20 protein-coding genes are annotated in these 21823 nt (G+C 64.5%); 12 read left to right on the top strand and 8 right to left on the bottom strand.

Annotation, left to right across the window (positions count from 1 at the left end):
- The first annotated feature begins 21 nt into the window (after positions 1–21).
- Entirely contained in the window at positions 22–540 is a 519-nt protein-coding gene (locus IVB01_RS34160; RefSeq protein ID WP_247277596.1) for a DUF6101 family protein, read from the top strand.
- Positions 541–547: 7 nt separating this feature from the next.
- Here the strand turns inward: IVB01_RS34160 and ubiA are convergent, their stop codons facing one another.
- Complete coding sequence (gene ubiA, locus IVB01_RS34165; RefSeq protein ID WP_247277597.1) at positions 548–1480, bottom strand: 4-hydroxybenzoate octaprenyltransferase; 933 nt, start codon at positions 1478–1480, stop codon at positions 548–550.
- On the bottom strand, positions 1477–2142 hold the full coding sequence (locus IVB01_RS34170; RefSeq protein WP_247277598.1) for a hypothetical protein: 666 nt from the start codon (positions 2140–2142) through the stop codon (positions 1477–1479). The genes ubiA and IVB01_RS34170 overlap by 4 nt, the downstream gene beginning before the upstream one ends.
- A 209-nt stretch (positions 2143–2351) precedes the next feature.
- On the opposite strand from IVB01_RS34170, the gene IVB01_RS34175 reads away from it, so the two are divergent.
- From IVB01_RS34175 to IVB01_RS34200, 6 genes are all read left to right on the top strand, one after another.
- Positions 2352–3104 carry a 16S rRNA (uracil(1498)-N(3))-methyltransferase gene (locus tag IVB01_RS34175; protein WP_247277599.1) on the top strand — a complete coding sequence of 251 codons (753 nt, stop codon included), beginning with the start codon at positions 2352–2354 and terminating at the stop codon, positions 3102–3104.
- 134 nt (positions 3105–3238) lie between these two features.
- Positions 3239–4390 (top strand): ATP phosphoribosyltransferase regulatory subunit, encoded by a 1152-nt coding sequence (locus IVB01_RS34180; protein ID WP_247277600.1) that lies wholly within the window; start codon positions 3239–3241, stop codon positions 4388–4390.
- A gap of 3 nt (positions 4391–4393) precedes the next feature.
- Complete coding sequence (gene hisG, locus IVB01_RS34185) at positions 4394–5371, top strand: ATP phosphoribosyltransferase (protein WP_247277601.1); 978 nt, start codon at positions 4394–4396, stop codon at positions 5369–5371.
- Between the two features lie 84 nt (positions 5372–5455).
- Positions 5456–6502 carry a glycosyltransferase family 2 protein gene (locus IVB01_RS34190; protein ID WP_247277602.1) on the top strand — a complete coding sequence of 349 codons (1047 nt, stop codon included), beginning with the start codon at positions 5456–5458 and terminating at the stop codon, positions 6500–6502.
- The gene (locus IVB01_RS34195; RefSeq protein WP_247277603.1) at positions 6499–7344 is read left to right on the top strand and encodes a ChbG/HpnK family deacetylase; all 846 of its coding nucleotides are present in this window, start codon (positions 6499–6501) and stop codon (positions 7342–7344) included. The genes IVB01_RS34190 and IVB01_RS34195 overlap by 4 nt, the downstream gene beginning before the upstream one ends.
- 125 nt (positions 7345–7469) lie before the next feature.
- Positions 7470–8282, top strand: coding sequence for a DUF2076 domain-containing protein (locus IVB01_RS34200; RefSeq protein WP_247465148.1), 813 nt, complete (start codon positions 7470–7472; stop codon positions 8280–8282).
- A 652-nt stretch (positions 8283–8934) separates the two neighbouring features.
- Here the strand turns inward: IVB01_RS34200 and IVB01_RS34205 are convergent.
- The gene (locus IVB01_RS34205; protein WP_247277605.1) at positions 8935–9747 is read right to left on the bottom strand and encodes a L,D-transpeptidase; all 813 of its coding nucleotides are present in this window, start codon (positions 9745–9747) and stop codon (positions 8935–8937) included.
- Positions 9748–10059: 312 nt separating this feature from the next.
- Here IVB01_RS34205 and IVB01_RS34210 point away from each other — a divergent pair, with 312 nt between their 5' ends.
- The gene (locus tag IVB01_RS34210) at positions 10060–10839 is read left to right on the top strand and encodes a protein phosphatase CheZ (RefSeq protein ID WP_247277606.1); all 780 of its coding nucleotides are present in this window, start codon (positions 10060–10062) and stop codon (positions 10837–10839) included.
- A 245-nt stretch (positions 10840–11084) separates the two neighbouring features.
- Here IVB01_RS34210 and IVB01_RS34215 read toward each other — a convergent pair whose 3' ends face one another.
- Entirely contained in the window at positions 11085–11606 is a 522-nt protein-coding gene (locus tag IVB01_RS34215; protein ID WP_247277607.1) for a hypothetical protein, read from the bottom strand.
- 315 nt (positions 11607–11921) lie between these two features.
- Here IVB01_RS34215 and IVB01_RS34220 point away from each other — a divergent pair, with 315 nt between their 5' ends.
- From IVB01_RS34220 to IVB01_RS34230, 3 genes are all read left to right on the top strand, one after another.
- A complete protein-coding gene (locus IVB01_RS34220; RefSeq protein WP_247277608.1) occupies positions 11922–12218 on the top strand; it encodes a co-chaperone GroES in 297 nt (98 codons plus the stop codon).
- 157 nt (positions 12219–12375) lie between these two features.
- Positions 12376–14007, top strand: coding sequence for a chaperonin GroEL (gene groL / locus IVB01_RS34225; protein WP_247277609.1), 1632 nt, complete (start codon positions 12376–12378; stop codon positions 14005–14007).
- A 144-nt stretch (positions 14008–14151) separates the two neighbouring features.
- Positions 14152–15363, top strand: coding sequence for a hypothetical protein (locus tag IVB01_RS34230; protein WP_247495212.1), 1212 nt, complete (start codon positions 14152–14154; stop codon positions 15361–15363).
- A 109-nt stretch (positions 15364–15472) separates the two neighbouring features.
- Here the strand turns inward: IVB01_RS34230 and IVB01_RS34235 are convergent, their stop codons facing one another.
- Both IVB01_RS34235 and IVB01_RS34240 read right to left on the bottom strand, forming a co-directional pair.
- On the bottom strand, positions 15473–15871 hold the full coding sequence (locus IVB01_RS34235) for an META domain-containing protein (protein WP_247277611.1): 399 nt from the start codon (positions 15869–15871) through the stop codon (positions 15473–15475).
- 142 nt (positions 15872–16013) lie between these two features.
- Complete coding sequence (locus IVB01_RS34240) at positions 16014–17678, bottom strand: L-lactate permease (RefSeq protein WP_247277612.1); 1665 nt, start codon at positions 17676–17678, stop codon at positions 16014–16016.
- A 313-nt stretch (positions 17679–17991) separates the two neighbouring features.
- Here IVB01_RS34240 and IVB01_RS34245 point away from each other — a divergent pair, with 313 nt between their 5' ends.
- Complete coding sequence (locus tag IVB01_RS34245; RefSeq protein ID WP_247277613.1) at positions 17992–19746, top strand: ABC transporter ATP-binding protein/permease; 1755 nt, start codon at positions 17992–17994, stop codon at positions 19744–19746.
- Between the two features lie 249 nt (positions 19747–19995).
- On the opposite strand, the gene IVB01_RS34250 is transcribed toward IVB01_RS34245, so the two are convergent.
- Together IVB01_RS34250 and IVB01_RS34255 are read right to left on the bottom strand one after the other, a co-directional pair.
- Positions 19996–21009: a TorF family putative porin gene (locus IVB01_RS34250; protein ID WP_247277757.1), complete on the bottom strand. Its 1014-nt coding sequence runs from the start codon at positions 21007–21009 to the stop codon at positions 19996–19998.
- A gap of 386 nt (positions 21010–21395) precedes the next feature.
- A complete protein-coding gene (locus tag IVB01_RS34255) occupies positions 21396–21755 on the bottom strand; it encodes a histone (RefSeq protein ID WP_247277614.1) in 360 nt (119 codons plus the stop codon).
- Positions 21756–21823: the final 68 nt, after the last annotated feature.

The following is a 21823-nucleotide window of genomic DNA, read 5'->3' on the forward strand; positions in this document are numbered from 1 at the left end:
CCGGCGGGGAGAACTAAAGCCGTGAGGCGTCAAACAGCAACATGCGGGGTCGCTCCCGCCGGGTCGAGCCGCTCCTTGCGGCTCGACCCTCTTTCCCTTCCGGTCCGCTTCGATGCGCACGATCCGCGCGCCGACGGACATGTCAGGCAGATCGAGCTTCATCGCGAGCGTGTCGTGCTGCGCCGTGCCGTTCGCGGCATGCAGATGGCCATCAACGTCCGTGTCAGCGACTTCACCGGCGTCGCGCTGCGCGGCAATGACGAGGTGCAGACCCTCGTCCTCGTGCATCGCGATCCCTCGCTCTCCATTCCGCTGCTGGTCGGCGCCGAGGCCGACGAGATCGCGCAAGCCTGGGCGATCTGGAGCGAGATCTTCGCGCTTCCGCAGCTCGACGAAGGCGCACGCAAACCCGCGCCGCGCCGCCGTCGCGCCAACGCGATCCGCGCCCGCCGCCCGAAATTCTTGATGCGCCGGCGCACCGGCATCGCGCGCGAACTCACCGTGCATCAGGGCGAACGCGAGATCATTGCAAGGGATTGAGTGGCAACTACGCCGCCCGCATTGCCGCGTCGGCGAGTAATCCTGCAAATAGCAACAGCCCCGCATCGCGGTTCGACTTGAACAGGCGCAGGCACAGTTCGGGATCATCGATCCTCAGCCGCACGATCTGCCACGCCAGATGCACGGCGAAGGCCGCAAGGCCGAGCCAGGCCAGCCAGCCCGCATCGCCTGAAGCCAGCGCGACGCCGATCAGCATCACCGCAAAGCCATAGAACAGGATCAGCGCCTGGTGCGTATGCGCGCCGAACAGGCGCGCGGTGGATTTGATGCCGATCAGCGCGTCGTCCTCGGCGTCCTGATGCGCGTAGATCGTGTCATAGCCGATCACCCATGAAATCGCGCCGGCATAGAGCACGAGCGCGGTGACGTCGATGCGTCCGAAGGTGACGGCAAATCCCATCAGGGCGCCCCAGGAGAAGGCCAGCCCGAGCACGATCTGCGGCCACCAGGTGATGCGCTTCATGAAGGGGTAGATCGCGACGATCAAGAGCGAGGCGATGCCGGTCAGCACCGCGAAGCGGTTGAACTGCAACAGCACCACGAGACCGATCAGCGCCTGTGCGACCATGAAGAGCAGCGCCTGCTTCGTGGTCACCTGCCCTGACGGCAGCGGCCGCGAGCGGGTGCGCTCGACCTTGTCATCGAGGTCGCGGTCGGTGATGTCGTTCCAGGTGCAGCCGGCTCCGCGCATCACGAAGGCGCCGATGAAGAACAGCACGATGGTGAGCGGCAGGCCGCGGATCTCGTGCGCCATGCCGGCGGCGAGCGCCGCCGACCACCAGCACGGCATCAACAGCAGCCAGGAGCCGATCGGACGGTCGAAGCGGGACAAGCGCAAATAAGGCCGCGCCCATTGCGGCGCGAGCGTATCGACCCAGTTGCCTGTAGAGTCGGCAACGCGGGCGGATGTATCGCTCATCGGGTCAGGACGTTGCCGTTGAGCGTATCGAAGGTGCTGCCGCCCTTCTTGCCGGCATTGGCTTCCGGCGCCGAGCCCGAACCCAGCACCTCGCTCAGCGACGGGCCGGCCGGGCGCGCCTGCTGCTGCTGCATCTGCTGCGCGACCATGCAGACCTTCTTCTGCATGGCCTCGGTGTTCTTGTGGCCGGTCTTCATCTGCTCGCCGATCTGCGGCGGGATTCCGCATTTGGCGGCGTGGGACTCGATGTACTTGATCATTTTCAGCTCAGCCTGGCTGAAGTTGCCGATCAGCTTGCACGCCTCGTCCGGCGGCGCATGACGGTCGCTCGCGGCCTTGATCAGCTTGCCGCGCTTCTCGGCTTCCTCGCGGAGCGGAATGAAGGCCTTCATGCAGTCCTCGCCGGGACCGCCTTGCGTCGGCGGAGCTGCGCTGAAAGCGCCGGCACCGCCGATCGGCGCGGCGCCGTTGACGGGAAAGGATGATTGCGGCGCCGTGCCGACGGAGGCAACGGGTGCCGAGCCGTTCACGGGCGGAAAGGCGGAGCTGGTGGCGGCCTGGTTTGGCAGCGGTGCCGGGAACGCGCTTTGCGCATTAGCGCCCGCAGCACCCATGGCGACCATGGCGGCGGCAGTGATCGGGACCATCAGGCGACGGATCATGAAGGCAGTCTCTCCGGCAGGAGCTTACGGGTTCGGCGTCTTCCAATCGAAGCGCAACCAGCGTGTTCGCGTTTTTACGATTCCCGCCGGGGCTTAACAACCCGTTGAATAGGGCAAGAGCGCGGCGCGGAGACGCACCAATTCGTCGATATTTACCCCCAAAAATACTGGTTTCGGTTAAGAACGGCGGCAAATTGGACCTTTGAACCATGCCTTCCCACGATTTTCGCGCCCCTCGCCTGTTCGTCGACGCCCCCCTCGCCCAAGACGCCAGGGTGCAGCTCGACCGCGACCAGAGCAATTATCTGGGCAACGTGCTCCGGCTGCCCGCCGGGGCCGAGGTTTTGGCGTTCAACGGCCGGGACGGCGAGTGGCAGGCTGCCATCGAAGGCCGCAAACGGCCGGATGGCCTTGTGATCCTTCAGCAGACCCGGCTTCAGGACGGGCTGCCTGACGTGGCCTACGTGTTCGCCCCGCTCAAGCATGCCCGGCTGGATTACATGGTCCAGAAGGCCATCGAGATGGGCGCCGCCAGGCTCCAGCCGGTCCTAACCCGGTTCACCCAGGCCTCCCGGGTCAACACCGAGCGAATGCGCGCCAACGTCGTCGAGGCCGCCGAGCAATGCGGTATCCTCAGCATCGCCTCGGTGGCCGAGCCGGTGCCGCTGGAGCGGTACCTCAGCCAGCGCGCCGCAGACCGCCTGCTCATCTTCTGCGATGAGGCGGCCGCGGTTGCAAACCCCGTTCAGAGCCTGCAGAACGCACGCGAGGCCGGCAAAGGTATCGACGTGCTGATCGGCCCAGAAGGGGGCTTTGCCGAGGAGGAACGGGCGCTGCTGCTGCGGCAGCCGAAAATCCTGCAGCTGGCGCTCGGCCCGCGGATCATGCGGGCCGACACCGCCGCGGTGGCGGCCCTGGCGCTGGTGCAGGCGGTGCTGGGCGATTGGGGCAAGTCCACCTAATCCGGGGAATTGCCCACCCGTTAAGCGATTGATCCTTTGGAGGTCGAAACCGCATTCGGGCCATGCTAAGGGCTGCGCCAATTCCCGTCCCTTCCCTTGCCTGCCCGGTTCCACCGGGACGATGGACCTCTATTATGACCGCGACCGCCACCTCAAATGCTGCCGGCTCCGCCGCCTGGGCGGATACGCTGCTGTTGTCGTTCGCGCAGGCGGGCTATGTCAGGGCCGAGCCCGCCATCCTGCAACCGGCCGAGCCGTTCCTGGACCTCTCGGGCGAAGACATCCGCAAGAGCCTGTACCTGACCACGGACCTCTCGGGCGAGGAGCTCTGTCTGCGCCCGGACCTGACCATTCCGGTGGCGCGCGATTACCTCGCCTCTGGCCGTGCCGGCCAAGCGGCCGGGTTCAGCTATCTCGGCCCGGTGTTCCGATACCGCGGCGGCCAGGCCAGCGAGTTTCTCCAGGCCGGCATCGAGTCCTTCGGCCGCCAGGACCGCGCCGCGGCGGATGCCGAGATGCTGGCGCTGGCCCTGGAGGCAACTGCCGCCTTCGGTGTCGGCGACGTCGAGATCCGCACCGGTGACGTCGCGCTGTTCAATGCCCTGCTCGACGCGCTCGATCTCTATCCGGTCTGGCGCCGCCGCCTGGTCAAGGATTTCAACCGCAAGATCAGCCTGGAGCAGGATCTGGAGCGGCTGGCGGCCGCGGCCACCGCGACCCGCAGCGAATATGAGGGCGTGCTCGCTGCGCTGGCCGGCTCGGACCGCAAGGCGGCGCTCGCCTTCGTCACCGATTTGATGTCGATCGCCGGCACCACCAATGTCGGCGGCCGTACCACAGCCGAGATTGCCGACCGCTTCCTCGAGCAATCGACCCTCAAGGGTGGCGCGTTGCCGCGCGAGGCGATCACCGTGCTCAAACGCTTCCTGTCGATCGCAGGCAATCCCGACGATGCCGTCGCAAAGCTGCGTGCACTGACCGCCGATGCCAAGCTCGATCTCACGGCTGCGATCGACCAGTTCGAGAGCCGGGTCGGCTTCATGGCGGCGCGCGGCATCGACGTGAAGCTGACGCGTTTCTCGACCGCGTTCGGCCGCGGGCTCGACTATTACACCGGCTTCGAGTTCGAATTGCATCACAGAGGTAATGGCGCCGAGCCGCTGGTCGCCGGTGGCCGCTATGACGGGCTGATGACCCAGCTCGGCTCCGTGCAGCCAATTCCCGCGGTCGGCTTCTCGGTCTGGGTGGACGCGCTGACCAAGATCGGCCGCAAGGTGGGGGCTTAAGTCATGAGCGCGCCATTCGTTCTGGCCGTTCCTTCCAAGGGCCGCCTTCAGGAAAACACGGAAGCCTTCTTCGCCCGCGCCGGGCTCAAGCTGTCGAAGGCCGGCGGTGCCCGCGACTATCGCGGCGCCATCGCGGGTCTCGACAATGTCGAGGTCGCCTATCTCTCGGCGAGCGAGATCGCCTCGCAACTCTCCCGCGGTTTTGCGCATCTCGGCGTCACCGGGGAAGACCTGGTGCGCGAGAACATCGCGGACGCCGACAAGCGCGTGTCACTGATCGAGGGGCTCGGCTTCGGCTATGCCGACGTCGTCGTCGCGGTGCCGCAGGCCTGGATCGACGTCCGCACCATGGCCGACCTCGACGACGTGACCACCGGCTTCCGCGAGCAACATCACATGCGGATGCGGGTCGCGACCAAGTTCGTCAATCTGACGCGCGCCTTCTTCCAGAGCCACGGCATCACCGACTACCGCATCGTCGAAAGCGCCGGCGCCACCGAAGGCGCGCCCGCGGCGGGCAGCGCCGAGCTGATCGTCGACATCACTACGACCGGTGCGACGCTCGCCGCCAATGGCTTGCGGGTGCTCGACGACGGCGTGATCCTGCGCAGCCAGGCCAATCTGGTCGCCTCCAAAGAGGCCGACTGGTCGTTGCAGGCACGCGAGACTGCGCGCGTCATCCTCGATCACATTGCGGCGCGAGCCCGCGCCAACAAGTACCGCGAGGTCCGCACCCGCTTTCGGCAATGCGACGCCGCCCTGCTCGGCGAGGCCCACAGCCGGTTCGGCGTCGCGGCCCCGTTTGGCGGACCGACCTCGTCAGGCATGCTGACGCTGCACTGCCCCCCGGACCAACTCTATGCGCTGGCGAGCTTCCTGCGCGAGCATGGCGCCGAGACCGTCTCGGTGGTTTCGCTCGACTACGTGTTCGACCGGGAGAACCCGCTGTTCGCCAAGCTCGAGGCCTTTCTGGGGCGGTGAGCCTCTGTTTCGTTCAGCGTAGCGACAGCAAACCGCAGCTAACATATGCTGTTGATAAGACCTAACGCCTTGGAACCTTGATCGATGACGCTGGGCTCTGACGTTTCCGGCATGACGACCACCGCGGCCAGCGCCGCCGCGAAGGGACTCTCGATTGTCGTCCCCGTCTACAATGAGGCGGCGGGCCTCGCCGCCCTGCACCAGCGGATCTGCGAACTCGCGAAGACCTTGCGGCAGCGCTATCGCCTGGCCTGCGAGGTCGTCTATGTCGACGACGGCAGCGCGGATGCGACGCTGTCGATCGCCCGCAGCCTGCCGGCTGACGCAATCGGCGTCCAGGTGGTCTCGCTGTCGCGCAATTTCGGCAAGGAGGCGGCGCTGATGGCCGGCCTCGACCATGCCCGGCTCGGCGCCGTCATGTTCATGGACGGCGACGGCCAGCATCCGCCGGCCCTGGTCGAGCAGCTGGTGCGGCACTGGATCGATGACGGCTACGACGTCGTCTATACCGCCAAGGCGCATCGCGACAACGAAAGCTTCCTGCGCCGGCTCGCCGTGCACGGCTTCTACGCCCTGATCAATTGGGGCGCGCGGCAGAAGATTCCCGAGGACGCCGGCGATTTCCGCCTGCTCTCGCCGCGGGCGGTTGCAGCGCTGAGACAGCTGCCGGAGCGCAACCGCTTCTTCAAGGGACTGGCCAGCTGGATCGGCTTTCGCCAGATCCGCGTCGACTACGAACCGGCGCCGCGCGCCCATGGCGCCACCACTTTCAACGCCGCACGCCTGCTCGGCCTGTCGATCGAGGGCCTGACCTCGTTCTCGGTCGCTCCCTTGCGCTTCGCCAGCCTGCTCGGCGTGGTGCTCGCCGGGATCGCCTTCCTGTTCGGCCTCTCGATCCTCTGGGAGGTGTTCACGACTGGCAAGCAGGTGCCCGGCTATCCCTCGCTCGTGGTCGGCCTGATGACCATCGGCGGCGTGCAGCTCATCATGATCGGCATCGTCGGCGAATATATCGGCAAGATCCTCTCCGAGCTAAAGGCGCGCCCGATCTACTTCGTCGCCGAGCACAGCGAAAAGCGCTTCGAGACCGACAACGCCGACGACGCTTCGAAGCGGACGGCGGCCGAATGAGCGCGGCCGCGAGTCTGCGGCGAATCTGGCTCTGCGCCGACGATTACGGTATCAGCGCGGGCGTCAATCGCGCCATCCGCGACCTGATCGAACGCGGCCGCCTCAACGCCACGTCGGTGATGATGGTGGGACCTGCGATCGCGCGCAGCGAGATCGAAGCGCTGGACGCGGCAGCCAAATCGAGCCCGCACTGCGCGATCGGCCTCCACGTGACGCTGTCGGCACCGTTCCGGCCGCTCACCATGCATTTCCGTCCACTCGACGGCGACATGTTCTTGGCCTTTCCGAAGCTGCTGCGCGCCGCACTGATGCGACGGCTCGACCGCGAATTCTTTCGCAACGAGGTGAAGGCGCAGCTCGCAGCTTTCATGGAAGCATTCGGACGTGCGCCCGACTTCGTCGATGGCCACCAGCACGTCCAGCTCTATCCGCAGGTGCGCGACGGCTTTGTCGATGCCGTTAGCGAGACCGCACCGAACGCGTGGGTACGCCAGGGCGGCCGCAACCTGCCGCTGGCGCGGCGGCTGGCGTCACCAAAGGCCATGGTGCTCGATATCCTCAGCGCCCAATTCCGCCGCCGCGCCGGCAGCGCCGGCCTCAGCTTCAATCCAGGCTTCGCCGGCGCTTACGACTTCACGCGGGCGGCCGATTTCGGCGCATTGATGCGGCAGTTCCTGGAAGGCCTCCCCGACGGTGGTCTCGTGATGTGCCATCCCGGATTCGTCGATGACGTCCTTGTTGGCCTCGACCCGATGACGGATGTGCGCGAACGCGAGCACGCTTATCTCGCCGGCGACGCATTCCCACGTCTGCTGGCGGACAGTGGGGTCACGCTGGGGTGAAATCGCCGAAACGGCCGTGCGAGGCAGCTTGTCGCATACCGAAATTTAATCCGGCCGGCACTGTTGGGGCCACAATGGAACCCTACATCTGCCTCGCGCTTGGTTTTGCGCGAAGGAGACAGATCATGACGCCGCAGGAACGCCAGCTCGTCGACGAGCTTTTCGACCGGCTTACCAAACTCGAAAATGCACCGCGCGATCCCGACGCGATCGCCGCGATCTCCGACGGCTTGCGCAAGGCACCCGGTGCGATCTACGCGCTGGTCCAGACCGTGCTGCTGCAGGACGAAGCGCTGAAGCGCGCCCACGGCCGCATCCAGGAGCTGGAAGCGGGGCAGGCGCCCGAGCAGGCGCAGTCCGGCGGCTTCCTAGATACCATGCGTGACACGCTATTCGGCGGTGGCTCGTCGCGCAGTTCTGTGCCGAACGTGCCGCCGCGCGATTCGCGGCCGGTCTGGAACAGCGGCCAGGCGATGCAGCAAGGCCAGCCGGGTTATGGTCAGCCGCCTTACGGACAGGCCTACGGCCAAGGTCCGGGTCAGGGCTATGGCGCGCCCCCTATCGGCGGTGGCGGCGGCTCGTTCCTCGGCACGGCGGCGGCGGCGGCAGCCGGCGTCGTCGGCGGCTCGCTGCTGCTCTCCAGCATCCGCGGCATGATGGGCGGACCGCATCAGCAGGCTTTTGGCGACACCAACGCCTTGGGCGACCGCAGCCCCTGGGGCGGCAGCGATCAGTCAGGCGGTTCGCTGGCGCGCGACGCGGGCCTCAACGACATCGGCTCGAATCACGACTCCCGCCAGGGCTTCTTCGACCAGGCGTCGAACGACCGGGACAACAACAACGATCAGAGCTATGACGACGATCGCGACGACAACATGGATGTGGCCGACGACAGCGACTTCGGCGGTGGCGACGACGGCGGCAGCGATTACGCGTGAGCAATTCGCCCGATAGATGCGCAGCGGTCGCCTTTAGGCGGCCGTTTTCTTTTACCGGATAACTCAAGCGCCCTCGCTGCCACGTCGCACAGAGAATCCGATCGATACAATATGACTAATCCGCACGCTTGCTGCATTGCACGGAGCTAAACGTGGCCGGACGCGCCGAGTTCACCATGAAACACGAAATCGCCCTCTGACACGCGCGGCCGTAGACTCCCGGATTTCCAAATTTGGACATGGGTGTTCAACTTGAAGAACACGTTGCTCATGCCACACACACCGACGTGGCTGCCTCTCTGGTTATAGTTGGGGTTTTTAGAAATGAGTCCACTTCAGCAGCGCATTGCAACCTTGACCGACGTGACAACGCATCTCATCACCGAATTGTATGAGTTGGAGGGACTGCACGAGCGTGTCAGGAAGGCGGAGCGGTCGGCGCGACGGTTGAACCGCTCCGCTCGCGCACCGCATTCCCATTCGTCAACTCGTCGCCGCCGCTCGCTTGCCCATCGTTTCGGGTCGACGCGTCACCGCCAGCGAGCATAGACCCTAGCTGAAGGCGTACGCCGACGGCACGCAACGCCTTCGATGCCGCGCATCGCGAGCTGGCGCGACACGCAGAGGTCGGCTCACATCGAGCGCATGACGTTCACATCACCACGACCTTGGTGCCGACATTGACGCGGCTATAGAGGTCGATGACGTCCTCGTTGCGCATGCGGATGCAGCCGGAGGAGACGTTGGTGCCGATGGTCCAGGGCTCGTTGGAGCCGTGAATGCGATAGAGCGTAGAGCCCAGATACATCGCGCGGGCGCCGAGCGGATTTTCCGGGCCGCCTTCCATATGCCGGGGCAGATCGGGGCGGCGCGCGAGCATTTCCGCCGGCGGCGTCCAGTCTGGCCATTCGCGCTTGGCCGTGATCGACTTCACGCCCGACCAGGTGAAGCCGGGACGACCCACACCGATACCGTAGCGCATTGCCCTGCCATTGCCCTCGACCAGATAGAGGAACTTGTTCGGCGTATCGACCAAGATCGTGCCGGGACTTTCCTTGCCGCTATAATCGACGAGTTGCTTCTCGAATTTCGGATCGAACGGACGCTGCCGCGGATCGACCGCGTCCTGCTGGACCGCACCTTGCAGAAGCGCGCCTTGCATCTGCGGCTCGCCCATCGGCGGCAGACGGCGCTGGTCGTAATAGGCCGGCTGCTGCTGATACACCGGCCGCTCGGGCGCGTAGGCCGGACCACGACCGGGACCGTCACCGAATAGAAACTCGATGAAGCCGCCGCCCATGTTCGAATTTGAGGCGACGCGCACTGGCGCCGGCGGCACTTGCGGGGCATAGAGCACCGCGGGCGGATCGTTCGGCACCCTGTTGTCGAAGGCGCTGGCGCTGTTTGCGCCCGCAATGACGGTGCAAGCGCTGCCGAGCAGCGCGACGGACATTTTCTTGAACATCGACGTACTCTGTACTGTTTCGTCTAGATCGCATGCCGTGGAGAGCTGGTGGCTGATCCGCGTCCCTCGGCGTGGTCAATAAAAAGCAAAAGCCGTTTTGTTTGGTAAACGGAAGCAGCCTTTGGATTCACCACATCGTCAAGCGCGGGGCAATTTGGCGATCAGCGTTTATTTTCGGTGAATGCAGCAAGGCCATGGTTAATCGCGTCCTTGCGCGGCGGCGCGCGACGCCGCGCATCGGTTCCTGCTGTGAACTTCGTGTTAAATCGCTTCTGCCTACAAAGACGCGTGAGTGAGGTGGGGGAGTACCTGATGGCTGTTCACCGCAAACGTTTCCGTGTCGAAGACATCGTCGGTGGCGAGATGCCGATTCTTGACGAAACCGAAGAGGCAATCCCGATGCACAGCGAGATCATGGCCGAGTTGCGAGCGATCCGCGCACAGATGGCGAAGGGCACTATTCCGCTGTCCGGCAGCGCCGCCATGGCGGCGATCGATGCCTCCACCACCCACGAGCTCTCCGAGGCCCGCACCATGCTCGAGACCTACCGGGCCCAGATCGAACAGTGCGAGAAGCTGAAGGTCGAGCTCGACCTCATCCACGACGCCATCGACCGCACCAAGCGCGAGATCGCGACGCTGCACGGCAAGAGCTTCGACGGCGGCGAAATGGCCAAGGTCAATGGCGAGCTTGGCGCGGTCGTCGGCGGCACCGAGCAGGCGACCCAGCAAATCCTCGAAGCCGCCGAGTCGATCGACCAGGCGGCCAGCGCGATGTCCAAGGTGCAATCGGCCGATCAGCAGAAGCGGCTCGCCGACGACATCCAGGAACGCGTCATCTCGATCTTCGAAGCCTGCAACTTCCAGGACCTGACCGGCCAGCGCATCAGCAAGGTCATGACCACGATGAAGTTCATCGAGCAGCACATCAATGCGATGATGGAGATCTGGGGCGGCGTCGACGCGATCAAGGCCCATGTGCCCGCGCATGTCGACAACCGCAGCGAGGACGAGAAGCTCCTCAACGGCCCGAAGCTCGCCGGCGACGTCGGCCACGCCTCGCAGGACGACATCGACGCGCTGTTCGACTGAGCGGACGCGAGGATATGAGAACGAGACGCCGGCCTTGGGGGCCGGCGTTCTTGTTTTTGGAGACGTCGATCGCGCGCCCTTCTTCCCTTCTCCCCTTGTGGGAGAAGGTGGCGCGAAGCGCCGGATAAGGGGTCTGTATCCGCGAACTCAAATGAAGTTGGATTTCGGGGAGAGAGACCCCTCACCCGTCTCGCCGCCGTCGCGGCGAGCCACCCTCGCCCACAAGGGGAGAGGGGAAAAGTCAATCACGCCCTCGGCGCGCAGCGGACGTAGACCATGTTGCCGTAGCGGGTGGCAGCGTCCTTGTCGATGAAACGGGTGATCAGCACGCGGCCGTCGAAGGAGATGATCTCGCGGTCCTGGTCGCCCGGCGTCGGGCCGGCCGGCCCGATGTAATTCTTGCCGCTCGGGGAGCCCTTCAGCCGCAGCTCCTGCGGAGTCGCTTGGTCGGCCAGATGCATGATCACGCCGCCGGAAGAGCCGGCGGTGATCACATAAGGATTCTTGCACTGGGCCCGGGCGGCCGCCTCGGTGCGCGCCCGGTCGGCCGGATTCTGGAACGAGGCGAGGCCCCAGCGGCCGACGATCTCGTCGGCGCGGATCGTCGCAGGCATTTCCGGACCGGTGCCGGGCTCAGCCTCGGGCGGCGGCGAAGACGACGAGAAGGACGGCAGGCTCATGCCGCCGCCGCAGGCGCCCAGCAATAGCGCCAGACAGGACGCGGCGGCCAGATTGGCAACCGTGCGCGCGCAAGCTGAACTGATCATGGCATTCCCCCGAACAAGACCATGGCCGCACCCCTGCAGCAGCCAAGCGCAAAACCGCTGCCGGAGCAATGCCGTCGTTTGATACGCCGGCGCCCCGAACGAGTTTCCAATGCCACCATCCTATATCCGCCTCACCAATCGCTTAACCACCTTTGCTTGACAGGATCGCGGCCAAGCCATATTTCCGGGCGCACTATTAGCACTCGGAGAGCCCGATTGCTAAGCGCGCCGTCGATCCTCGGCAAGAGGGTGGGCGGAAGCGCCGCCCCAACCTACTTCCACTACTTCCGAAGCGAGCCTCCAAAGGGAAACGTCATGGCTAAATCCAAATTTCGTCCGCTGCATGACCGTGTCGTGGTCAAACGTATCGACGCCGAGGAAAAGACCAAGGGCGGCATCATCATTCCCGACACTGCCAAGGAAAAGCCCTCCCAGGGCGAAATCGTCGCCGTCGGACCCGGCGGCCGCGACGAGACCGGCAAGCTGATCCCGATCGACCTCAGGGTCGGCGACCGTGTGCTGTTCGGCAAGTGGTCCGGCACCGAGGTCAAGATCGACAACGAAGAGCTCCTGATCATGAAGGAGTCGGACATCATGGGCGTGCTGGCCTAAGACCATCCGCCTGAACGGCCGCTGAATATCCCTACTGTCATGCCCGGGCCTGACCCGGGCATCCTCATTCTTCGCACGAAGATGGATTGCCGGATCGAGCCTGGCAAAGACGAAGGGAAGCGCGGCAACACAACACCAAACACGAGGGATTGCAGATATGGCTGCCAAAGACGTCAAATTTTCCGGAGACGCGCGCGATCGCATGCTGCGCGGCGTCGACATTCTCGCTAACGCCGTCAAGGTGACGCTCGGCCCGAAGGGCCGCAACGTCGTCATCGAGAAGAGTTTTGGCGCACCCCGCATCACCAAGGATGGCGTCACCGTCGCCAAAGAGATCGAGCTCGAGGACAAGTTCGAGAACATGGGCGCCCAGATGGTGCGTGAGGTCGCCTCCAAGACCAACGACCTCGCCGGTGACGGCACCACCACCGCAACGGTGCTGGCCCAGGCCATCGTGCGCGAAGGCGCCAAGGCAGTTGCCGCCGGCATGAACCCGATGGACCTCAAGCGCGGCATCGACATCGCGGTTGCCGCGGTAGTCAAGGACATCGAGAAGCGCGCCAAGCCGGTCGCCGCCTCCTCCGAGGTTGCCCAGGTCGGCACCATCTCGGCCAACGGCGACGCCGCCATCGGCAAGATGATCGCCCAGGCGATGCAGAAGGTCGGCAACGAGGGCGTCATCACCGTCGAGGAGAACAAGTCGCTCGACACCGAAGTCGACATCGTCGAGGGCATGAAGTTCGACCGCGGCTATCTCAGCCCCTACTTCGTCACCAATGCCGAGAAGATGACCGCCGAGCTCGAGGACGCCTACATCCTCCTGCACGAGAAGAAGCTCTCGGGCCTGCAGGCCATGCTGCCGGTGCTCGAAGCCGTGGTGCAGTCCGGCAAGCCGCTCGTCATCGTCGCCGAGGACGTCGAGGGCGAGGCATTGGCCACCCTGGTCGTGAACCGCCTGCGCGGCGGCCTCAAGGTCGCAGCCGTCAAGGCGCCGGGCTTCGGTGACCGCCGCAAGGCCATGCTCGAGGACATCGCGATCCTCACCGGCGGCCAGCTGATCTCCGAGGAGCTCGGCATCAAGCTCGAGAACGTCACGGTGAAGATGCTCGGTCGCGCTAAGAAGGTGGTGATCGACAAAGAGAACACCACGATCGTCAACGGCGCCGGCAAGAAGCCCGACATCGAGGCCCGCGTCGGCCAGATCAAGGCGCAGATCGAGGAGACCACCTCGGACTACGACCGTGAGAAGCTCCAGGAGCGCCTCGCCAAGCTCGCCGGCGGCGTCGCGGTGATCCGCGTCGGCGGCGCGACCGAGATCGAGGTCAAGGAGAAGAAGGACCGCGTCGAGGACGCGCTCAACGCGACCCGCGCCGCGGTGCAGGAAGGCATCGTGCCCGGCGGTGGCGTTGCGCTGCTGCGCGCCAAGAAGGCGGTCGGCCGCCTCTCCAACGCCAATGCGGACGTCCAGGCCGGCATCAACATTGTGCTGAAGGCGCTCGAAGCCCCGATCCGCCAGATCTCCGAGAACGCGGGCGTGGAAGGCTCGACCGTCGTCGGCAGGATCCTGGAGAACAAGTCCGAGACCTTCGGCTTCGACGCCCAGACCGAGGCCTATGTCGACATGGTTGAGAAGGGCATCATCGATCCCGCCAAGGTGGTCCGCACCGCGCTCCAGGACGCCTCCTCCGTGGCCGGCCTGCTCGTGACCACCGAGGCCATGGTCGCCGAGACGCCGAAGAAGGAAGCGCCGCCCGCCATGCCAGCCGGCGGCGGCATGGGCGGCTTCTAACGCCCGATCGTCCGTTAGCGTGTTCCGAAGGCCGCCTCCGGGCGGCCTTCTTTTTTGCCGACCCTGCCCCTCCGCTTTCCGATTCAACCGGCGGCCAAAACCCACTACGGTGGCGCCGATTCTGATGGCTCGAGGATTTCATCGATGCGCGCGCTCCTGGTTTGTTTGACCGCCCTTTTGGCAGCCTTGCTCGCCTTTGCGCCCGAGGTCGCTTCCGCCCAGATGAAGCTATCACCGAAGGCCACGACGGCCGGCGGCGCCGAGACGCGCTATTTCACGTCGATCGACGGGCTGATGGACGGTAATGCCGACGCGATCCTGAAGGAGACGCGTCAGGGCAAGACGGTCACGGCGGCCGTACTCGACGTCTGCTATCCGATCGCGAAGAATTCCGACCGCAAGGACCGCTTCGTCGTCAATCTTCAGGTTGCAGGCCAGAACCTGACGGGCACGACGCAGAGCCTCGGCGCGAAGGCGCCCGTCAGTGTCAAGCTGCTGCGCAAGCAGGCCGGGGACATGTTCGAATTCCGCGGCCAGATCACGATCGGCCAGGCCGTGACCGAGGTCACCTCGTCCGACAATTCCGATCTCAGCGAGAAGGAATTTCTGGACAACCAGACCTCCGACGACGGCATCACGCCGCAGCCGAAGGATTTCACCGACGTCTCACCGGAGGCGATCGCGGTCAAGGTCAAGCTCGATGCCGCGACCGACTTCCTGAAGAGCCTGAAGGGCCAGGAGGTCGAGGTGACGCTGGCCAGCCTCAATGTCAGCTGCGACGCCCTGCGCGCCGGTGAGCAGACCATCAACATGTCCGTCGATCCGGAGCGCGCGGGCGCACTGCTAGCAAAGTTCAAGGCGATGCCCGGCGTCACCGCCGCCGGGTGGACCGCGGGCATGACCGAGATGGACCGCACCATCCGCTTCCCCGCCGCCGACTGGCGCGACGGCGACAAGATCAACCGCGACAAGCTCGCGACCGCGGTTGCGGGCGTGCTGAGCAGGACGCTCGCGGCAAAGCCGGTCTCACAGAGCTTCAACCCCGCCACCGGCAAGCTCAAGCTGGTGTTCAAGCGGCCGAACCAGGATCACCCGGCGCTCAAGCTCACCGACACGATCGAGGTCGCAGGGCTCGTCTCGCCCGACAAGCCCGGCACGACCGACAAGCTGATGCTCTGGATCGGAAGCCCCGCGACGACCACGGCCGATGAAAGCAGCGGCGCCAGGCTCAATCTGTCCGACGACGCGAGCCCCGACGAAGAAGGCGAGCTGCCCGACGACAACGGCTCGATCGAGGCGCTTGCCAGGGAGCTGAAAGGTCAGCGCTGGGACGCCGACAAGTCGGTGTGGAAGTGACGAAGTCATTCCGGGGCGACGCGCCAGCGTCGACCCATGGTGCGCAATCGCGCCCCTGAATCTCGCGCCACAATCTCCAGATTCCGGGTTCGCGTTTCGCGCCCAACGCTCAATTCCCGTTGACGCGAAAGCGCAGCGGCTTGGGACCGACCAGCGTGAGCACCTCGCCCTGGCGCTTCCAAGTCTCGACGCTGCCGAGCGCGGCCACGAGCTCGTCGTCGGCCTGCGCCTTCGCAGGCGGACAGGACCGGTCCTGGATCTGGCCGGGGACGAAGATCACGGTGTTGCCGGCGACCGAGAACTGGCCCTTGCCGCTCTTGCACCAGAGCTCCAGCACGACCTCACCATTGTCGCCGATCTCGATGTTCGGTATCCGCTTCGAGCCGGGCTGCGGCAGCGCCTCCAGCGTCATCTCGGTGCCGAACGGGAACCCCTCCTCGGCACGCGCAAGCGTGGACATCGCGAACATTGCCACTGCCGCAAACGTCAATCGCCTGAGCGAAACCATGAGACCTCTCGACCAACCTGACTTGGCGCACCTTCTATAAGACGGCGGCGCCCTTGAGAAGGTTCGCGCAGGCGGATGTAGATGCAAAAATCCCCGCGAGGCGAACCTCGCGGGGATTTGCATCGCAGCCTGGCGCCGACCGCTACTTCAGCACCAGCGCCGTGAACGGCCAGACATAGGCCTGCAACGTCACGAGCACGCCGACGAGGCAGGCGAGCACGATCGAGTGCCAGAACACGAAGCGCAGGATGGTGCCCTCGTGGCCGTACCAGTTGGTCGCAGTGGAGGCGACTACGATCGACTGCGCGTCGATCATCTTGCCCATCACGCCGCCGGAGGAGTTCGCCGCGGCCATCAGGACCGGCGACAGGCCGAGCTGCTCGGAGGTGATCTTCTGCAGGTTTCCGAACAGCACGTTGGAGGCGGTGTCCGATCCCGTCAGTGCGACGCCCAGCCAGCCGAGCAGCGTGCCGAAGAAGGGATAGAGCACGCCGGTTGCCGCGAAGGCGAGACCGAGCGTCGCGTCGACACCGGATAGCCGGGTCAGCGTTCCGATCGCGAGCATCGCTGAGATCGTGATCAGCGAGATCGCGCACAGCCGAATGGTGCGGCCGTATTCGGTCAGGAGCCGGCCGGGACCGACGCCCATCAGGAAGCCGGAGATGATCGCCGCGATCAGCATGCCGGTGCCGGTGAAGGACAGGTAGGTGAAGGCGAACACCGCGCTTTCCTTGGTCGGCCCTGGGGCGACCGGCGGCATCTTGTTGATCATCTGGTGCAGCTCGGGCACGGGATAGTTCCAGGTGAAGATCGAGTTCGCCCAGCCCTTGAAGGCGCCGCTGCCCCAGACCAGCATCACGATGCAGACGATGATCCACGGCAGCAACGCGTTAAACAGCTCGCCCTGCGTGAGTGGCGTCTTGTCGAGCGGCTTTGCCGCCGCCATCGTGGAGGCCGATTCGTCGCGGCCGCGGAGCGCCGGCGACAGCCAGAGCTGCTTCGGCTGCCACACCTTCAGGAACAGGATCAGCGCGCCCATCGAGATCAGCGACGCACCGATGTCGACGATCCAGGGATTGATGTAGTTGGAGATGACGAATTGCGGGATCGCGAACGACACCCCCGTGACGAGGATCGCCGGCCAGACGTCCTTCATGCCCTTCCAGCCCGCGAACGCCCACACCACCCAGAACGGCACGATCAGGGAGAAGAACGGCAATTGCCGGCCGACCATGGCGCCGAGGATGTAGGGATCGAGCCCGGTGACGGAGGCAAGGCCCTGGATCGGCGTGCCCAGCGCGCCATAGGCGACCGGTGCGGTGTTGGCGATCAGCGACAGGCCGGAAGCCGCCAGCGGCGAGAAGCCGAGGCCGATCAGCACCGCACCCGTGATCGCGACCGGCGTGCCGAAGCCCGAGGCGCCCTCGAAGAATGCGCCGAACGAGAACGCGATCAGCAACAATTGCAGCCGCCGATCTTCGGTGACGCCGCCGACCGCGCGCTTCAAGAGCTCGAAGCGCCCGGTGGTCACGGTCACCTGGTAGAGGAAGATGACGTTGAGGACGATCCAGCCGATGGGGAAGAACCCGGTGACGATGCCCAGCACCGAGGCGCGGATCGACATGTTCGCGGGCATGGTGAAGACGAAAATCGTGATCAGGTTGGTCACGATCACGGCGATGATTGCGGCGATGTGGGCCTGGACGCGCCCGCTCGCGATCAGGACCAGCAGCGTGACGACGGGCACAGCTGCCGCGATCGTCGACAGCACCGGGCTGTGCAGCGGATCATAGATTTGATTCCACATGGTCTTCCTCCCCCACGCATGTTGCGGCAGGCGACTCGCGTGGAGAGCCGATCCTGCTTGACGTTGGAAGCGATAACCCCTGAGCTTGACGCGAATTCCTCACGAATGCGGCGGTTCCCGTCCGCTCACAAGCTCGCGAAACCCTGGTCACCCCGCCCCGCGCCGTCGAGCCCCATGCTAGGGTTGCAAGCTGCGACAAGCCAACGCAAATTGCAGAACTTGCGACTTTAGTCTAAGCGCGCCCATTTCCGTCATTGCCTCAGCCATTTGGCTCCGGGCCGTTATGCACATCCCCTCTAGGAGACCCAGCTCTGTGAACAACATCCGCGCCACGCTCGCGATCGTCTGGCGAATCGCCGGCCCCTATTTCCGATCGGAGGACAAATGGGCCGGCCACGGCCTGCTCGCCGCCGTCATTGCCATGGAGCTGGCGCTGGTGGCGATCAATGTTCTCGTCAGTCAGTGGCAGAACCGATTCTTCAGTGCGGTCCAGGGATATGAACTGGACCGGTTCGTCAGAGAGATTTGGATCTTTCTCGGCCTTGCTTTCACCTTCGTCGCGCTGGCGGTCTACAAGCTCTACCTGAACCAGTGGCTCCAGATTCGCTGGCGACGGTGGCTGACGCAGCATTATCTCGGCGAATGGCTGAGCGGCTCGACGCATTACCGCATCCAGCTCAAGGGCGACCCCGCCGACAACCCGGATCAGCGCATCACCGAGGACGTCAAGAATTTCGTCGAGCAGACGTTGACCCTCGGGCTGGGCCTGCTGTCGTCGATCGTGACGCTGGCCTCGTTCGTCGTCATCCTCTGGGGTCTGTCGGACAAGGCGCCGCTGCACATTTACGGCACAGACATCATCGTCCCGGGTTTTCTGGTCTGGTGTGCGCTGGTCTACGCGATCCTGGGTACGGCGCTGACGCACTGGATCGGTGCTCCGCTGATCAACCTCAATTTCGAGCAGCAGCGCTTTGAGGCCGACTTCCGCTTCAACCTGATCCGCGTACGCGAAAATTCCGAGCAGATCGCGCTTTTGAAAGGTGAGAGTGCGGAGCGAGGGAATCTGCTGCAGCGCTTTGGTTTCGTCATCGGCAACTGGTACGCGATCATGAGCCGGACCAAGCGCCTGACCGCCTTCACGGCAAGCTACAGCCAGGCTGCAGTGATCTTTCCCTATGTGGTCGTTGCTCCGGCTTACTTCGCCAAGAGAATTCAGCTCGGCGACATGATGCAAACTGGCTCGGCGTTCAGCAGCGTGCAAGATGCGCTCTCGTTTTTCGTCACAGCCTATCGCTCGCTCGCGGAATGGCGCTCGGTGATTGCCCGTCTCGACGGTTTCGAGATGTCGGTCAGGTCGGCGGCCCATACGGCGACGCGCGAGCCGACCATCGGCGTTGCACCATCGAGCGGCAAGGCAATCGGTCTCGATCAGTTGCTGGTAAAGCTGCCGAACGGCGAGCCGCTTGTTGCGGCCGATACCTTCGCGATCCAGCCGGCGGAGCGGGTGCTGGTGACCGGGCCGTCGGGCTCCGGGAAATCCACGCTGTTCCGGGCCATCGCCGGAATCTGGCCGTTCGGCACCGGAACCATCGCGATTCCCGAAAAGGCCAAGCTAATGATGCTGCCGCAGCGGCCGTATTTTCCGATCGGCCCGCTCGGCGACGCCGTAATTTACCCCGCAGGGCGTGGCGCGATCGCACCCGAGAAGATCGCAGAGGCGCTGAACGCGGTCGGCATGCCGCGGCTGGCAAAGCGGCTCGACGAGAACGGTCACTGGAATCGGATGCTCTCGCTGGGCGAGCAGCAGCGCCTCGGGCTCGCCCGCGCGCTGTTGCATGTGCCGGACTATCTGTTCCTGGACGAGGCCACCGCCTCGCTGGACGAACCCTCCGAGGCCCGGCTCTACCGGCTGCTCGCTGAGAAGCTGCCGCAGACCACCATCGTCTCGATCGGCCACCGCTCGACGCTCGACGCTTTCCACACCCGCAAGGTGGCGCTGGTGAAGGACGGTGCGATTCACGTCCTCGGCGGCGAACGGGCTGCAGCGGAGCCGAGCGCGGCGCGTTGAGGCGCAGGGCAATCCGCACTGCGTTCTCCTTAGAACGGATGCCAAGTCTTCCTCGCGACAACGCGCCGCGTTTCTGCGTCGCCATGGCCGGGCTTGTCCCGGCCATCCACGCGCTCATTGCGCGACAGTGCCAAAGAACGTGGATGCCCGGAACAAGCCCGGGCATGGCGTTTGCGAAGAGACCCGACCCCAAAGCAAAAAGGCGGCGGATTGCTCCGCCGCCCTCATCAAGTCGTTTCGGGAAGAAACTTACTTCAGGTTGGTCATCGCTGTCAGGTCGAAGGACAGCTTGGCGATGCCGGCGGCGCCGCACCAATTGGAGCCGACGCCAGTCGGATTGATGTTGCTGAAGCTGCCGTTGAAGCCTGCCGTGTAGTCGCTGGTGAAGGCGTTGCAGTTCGCCTTCGAAAGGTCGGTGTCGGAGTAACGCAGGTCGAGCGTGAATACCTTGTACGTGAATCCGATGCCGATATTCCAGGTGTTGTAGTCGGCGTACTTGATGCCGTTCGGGAACGGACCAGCGAATCCCGGCGCAGCGAAGCCGGTGCCATAGAACGAGTCGGAGGTGCCCAGGAATTGGCGGCCGAACTCACCCGAGACGTACATGCCGACGCCACTGGAGCCGAAAAAGGTGCTCGGCGCCGTGTACTTGGCGGTGATCGACACGTAGTCGCCCCACGCACCGGAGTTCAGGAAGCTCGGCGTATAGTACTCGTTCAGGCCAACGGTCCAGTTGTCGTTGATGGTGTAATTCACCTTGCCGTAGACTTCGAAGAAGCTCACGTCCTTCTTCATGACGTTGCCGTTGAGCAGAGCGTTGGCGGCGCACTGCGCGCTAAGCGGGTTGCCGGCGGTGTCAGTCGGCGCGCCGTAAAAGCAGGTGCCACCCGGATAGAGATAACCCCAAACACCGATGTCGAAAGCGAATGCACCGAAGGTCGGGCGGATGCCGCCGTAGACGTCGATCTCGGCCGCGGCGCGGTTCGGGAAGGAAATGCTCTCACCGGCGACGCCGATGTAGAGCTGGAGGTCCTTGGTAACGTTGTAGCGCGGCTCGAAATAGGCGGCGACCGACGGTTTGTGGTTCGACTGGCTGATACCGCGGAAGATGTAGTCGCTCATGATCGCGCCACCAAAAGCGATGTCCCAGGGATCGAAGGCAGGCGGCGGCGGGGCTTTCAATGCCTTGACCGGCATGTCTGCCGCGAAAGCCGAACCCGTCACCATTGCCAGCGCCGTTGCCAACAAAGCCACTTTTTTCATTTCGATCCCCATCGCCAGTTCTTGAGCCCCAGTCGGATCCCGGTAACCCCCGGGGCGCTCGACTTGATTGCAATCTCGTAACTGCGGCAATTTGGATTGAGGGGTGCGAGCCGTGAAGCAAAAAGCGCGGGCATTTGCCGACTTTTTAGGCGTTTTGACGATTCCACGAAACGTTGTCAGCCTGTGTGTCTTCTCGAACACATTCTTTGCGTTGCAAGGTGCACGAGAGGGACCGTGCAAGTACGGGAAAGCCAGGCAGCGTGGCGCCCCGGATACGAATCAGACAGGCGCAGGAAAGGGCGGCCTCTAAAGGTGCTTGCGGCGATGCAAAAAGGCCGCAGCGTCACCGCCGCGGCCTTCCTTGTCGTCGATGGTGGTCGCTGGACCTAGCCTTGCCCCTCGGCCGGCGCAGCTTCCGCAGAAGACGAAGGCATCGCCCAGCTTGTCTCAGCGACAGGCTCGGCAGCCGGAGCTGCCGGCGTTGATGGCTTCGGCGCAGGAGCTGCCTTCGCCTTCTTCGGTGCCGCTTTCTTCGCGGCCTTCTTGGGTGCGGCCTTCTTGGCCGACCTAGTCGCCGCCTTCTTGGCGGCCTTCTTCGGGGCTGCCTTCTTGGCAGATTTCTTCGTAGCCTTCTTGGCAGACTTCGTCGCGGACTTGGCTGCCTTCTTGGCGGTCTTCTTCTTCGCCGCTACGACCTTCTTGGCCTTTTTGGCCTTCTTGCTTTTTTTCTTCTTCGCTTTCGCCATCGTGGTCCTCCTGTTGCCGCCGAACAATGGTCGATCGGGCGTCTTCAGCCGTCACTTCCGGACGAAAG

Origin of the sequence: Bradyrhizobium sp. 164, assembly GCF_023073715.1 — a bacterium.
In the GTDB taxonomy this organism is placed as follows: domain Bacteria; phylum Pseudomonadota; class Alphaproteobacteria; order Rhizobiales; family Xanthobacteraceae; genus Bradyrhizobium.

What these genes read in the sequence shown, in the direction of transcription:
- ubiA (WP_247277597.1), bottom strand. Translation starts at nt 1,480, where the DNA reads ATGAGCGATACATCCGCCCGCGTTGCCGACTCTACAGGCAACTGGGTC.
- IVB01_RS34170 (WP_247277598.1), bottom strand. Translation starts at nt 2,142, where the DNA reads ATGATCCGTCGCCTGATGGTCCCGATCACTGCCGCCGCCATGGTCGCC.
- IVB01_RS34175 (WP_247277599.1), top strand. Translation starts at nt 2,352, where the DNA reads ATGCCTTCCCACGATTTTCGCGCCCCTCGCCTGTTCGTCGACGCCCCC.
- IVB01_RS34180 (WP_247277600.1), top strand. Translation starts at nt 3,239, where the DNA reads ATGACCGCGACCGCCACCTCAAATGCTGCCGGCTCCGCCGCCTGGGCG.
- hisG (WP_247277601.1), top strand. Translation starts at nt 4,394, where the DNA reads ATGAGCGCGCCATTCGTTCTGGCCGTTCCTTCCAAGGGCCGCCTTCAG.
- IVB01_RS34190 (WP_247277602.1), top strand. Translation starts at nt 5,456, where the DNA reads ATGACGCTGGGCTCTGACGTTTCCGGCATGACGACCACCGCGGCCAGC.
- IVB01_RS34195 (WP_247277603.1), top strand. Translation starts at nt 6,499, where the DNA reads ATGAGCGCGGCCGCGAGTCTGCGGCGAATCTGGCTCTGCGCCGACGAT.
- IVB01_RS34200 (WP_247465148.1), top strand. Translation starts at nt 7,470, where the DNA reads ATGACGCCGCAGGAACGCCAGCTCGTCGACGAGCTTTTCGACCGGCTT.
- IVB01_RS34205 (WP_247277605.1), bottom strand. Translation starts at nt 9,747, where the DNA reads ATGTTCAAGAAAATGTCCGTCGCGCTGCTCGGCAGCGCTTGCACCGTC.
- IVB01_RS34210 (WP_247277606.1), top strand. Translation starts at nt 10,060, where the DNA reads ATGGCTGTTCACCGCAAACGTTTCCGTGTCGAAGACATCGTCGGTGGC.
- IVB01_RS34215 (WP_247277607.1), bottom strand. Translation starts at nt 11,606, where the DNA reads ATGATCAGTTCAGCTTGCGCGCGCACGGTTGCCAATCTGGCCGCCGCG.
- IVB01_RS34220 (WP_247277608.1), top strand. Translation starts at nt 11,922, where the DNA reads ATGGCTAAATCCAAATTTCGTCCGCTGCATGACCGTGTCGTGGTCAAA.
- groL (WP_247277609.1), top strand. Translation starts at nt 12,376, where the DNA reads ATGGCTGCCAAAGACGTCAAATTTTCCGGAGACGCGCGCGATCGCATG.
- IVB01_RS34230 (WP_247495212.1), top strand. Translation starts at nt 14,152, where the DNA reads ATGCGCGCGCTCCTGGTTTGTTTGACCGCCCTTTTGGCAGCCTTGCTC.
- IVB01_RS34235 (WP_247277611.1), bottom strand. Translation starts at nt 15,871, where the DNA reads ATGGTTTCGCTCAGGCGATTGACGTTTGCGGCAGTGGCAATGTTCGCG.
- IVB01_RS34240 (WP_247277612.1), bottom strand. Translation starts at nt 17,678, where the DNA reads ATGTGGAATCAAATCTATGATCCGCTGCACAGCCCGGTGCTGTCGACG.
- IVB01_RS34250 (WP_247277757.1), bottom strand. Translation starts at nt 21,009, where the DNA reads ATGAAAAAAGTGGCTTTGTTGGCAACGGCGCTGGCAATGGTGACGGGT.
- IVB01_RS34255 (WP_247277614.1), bottom strand. Translation starts at nt 21,755, where the DNA reads ATGGCGAAAGCGAAGAAGAAAAAAAGCAAGAAGGCCAAAAAGGCCAAG.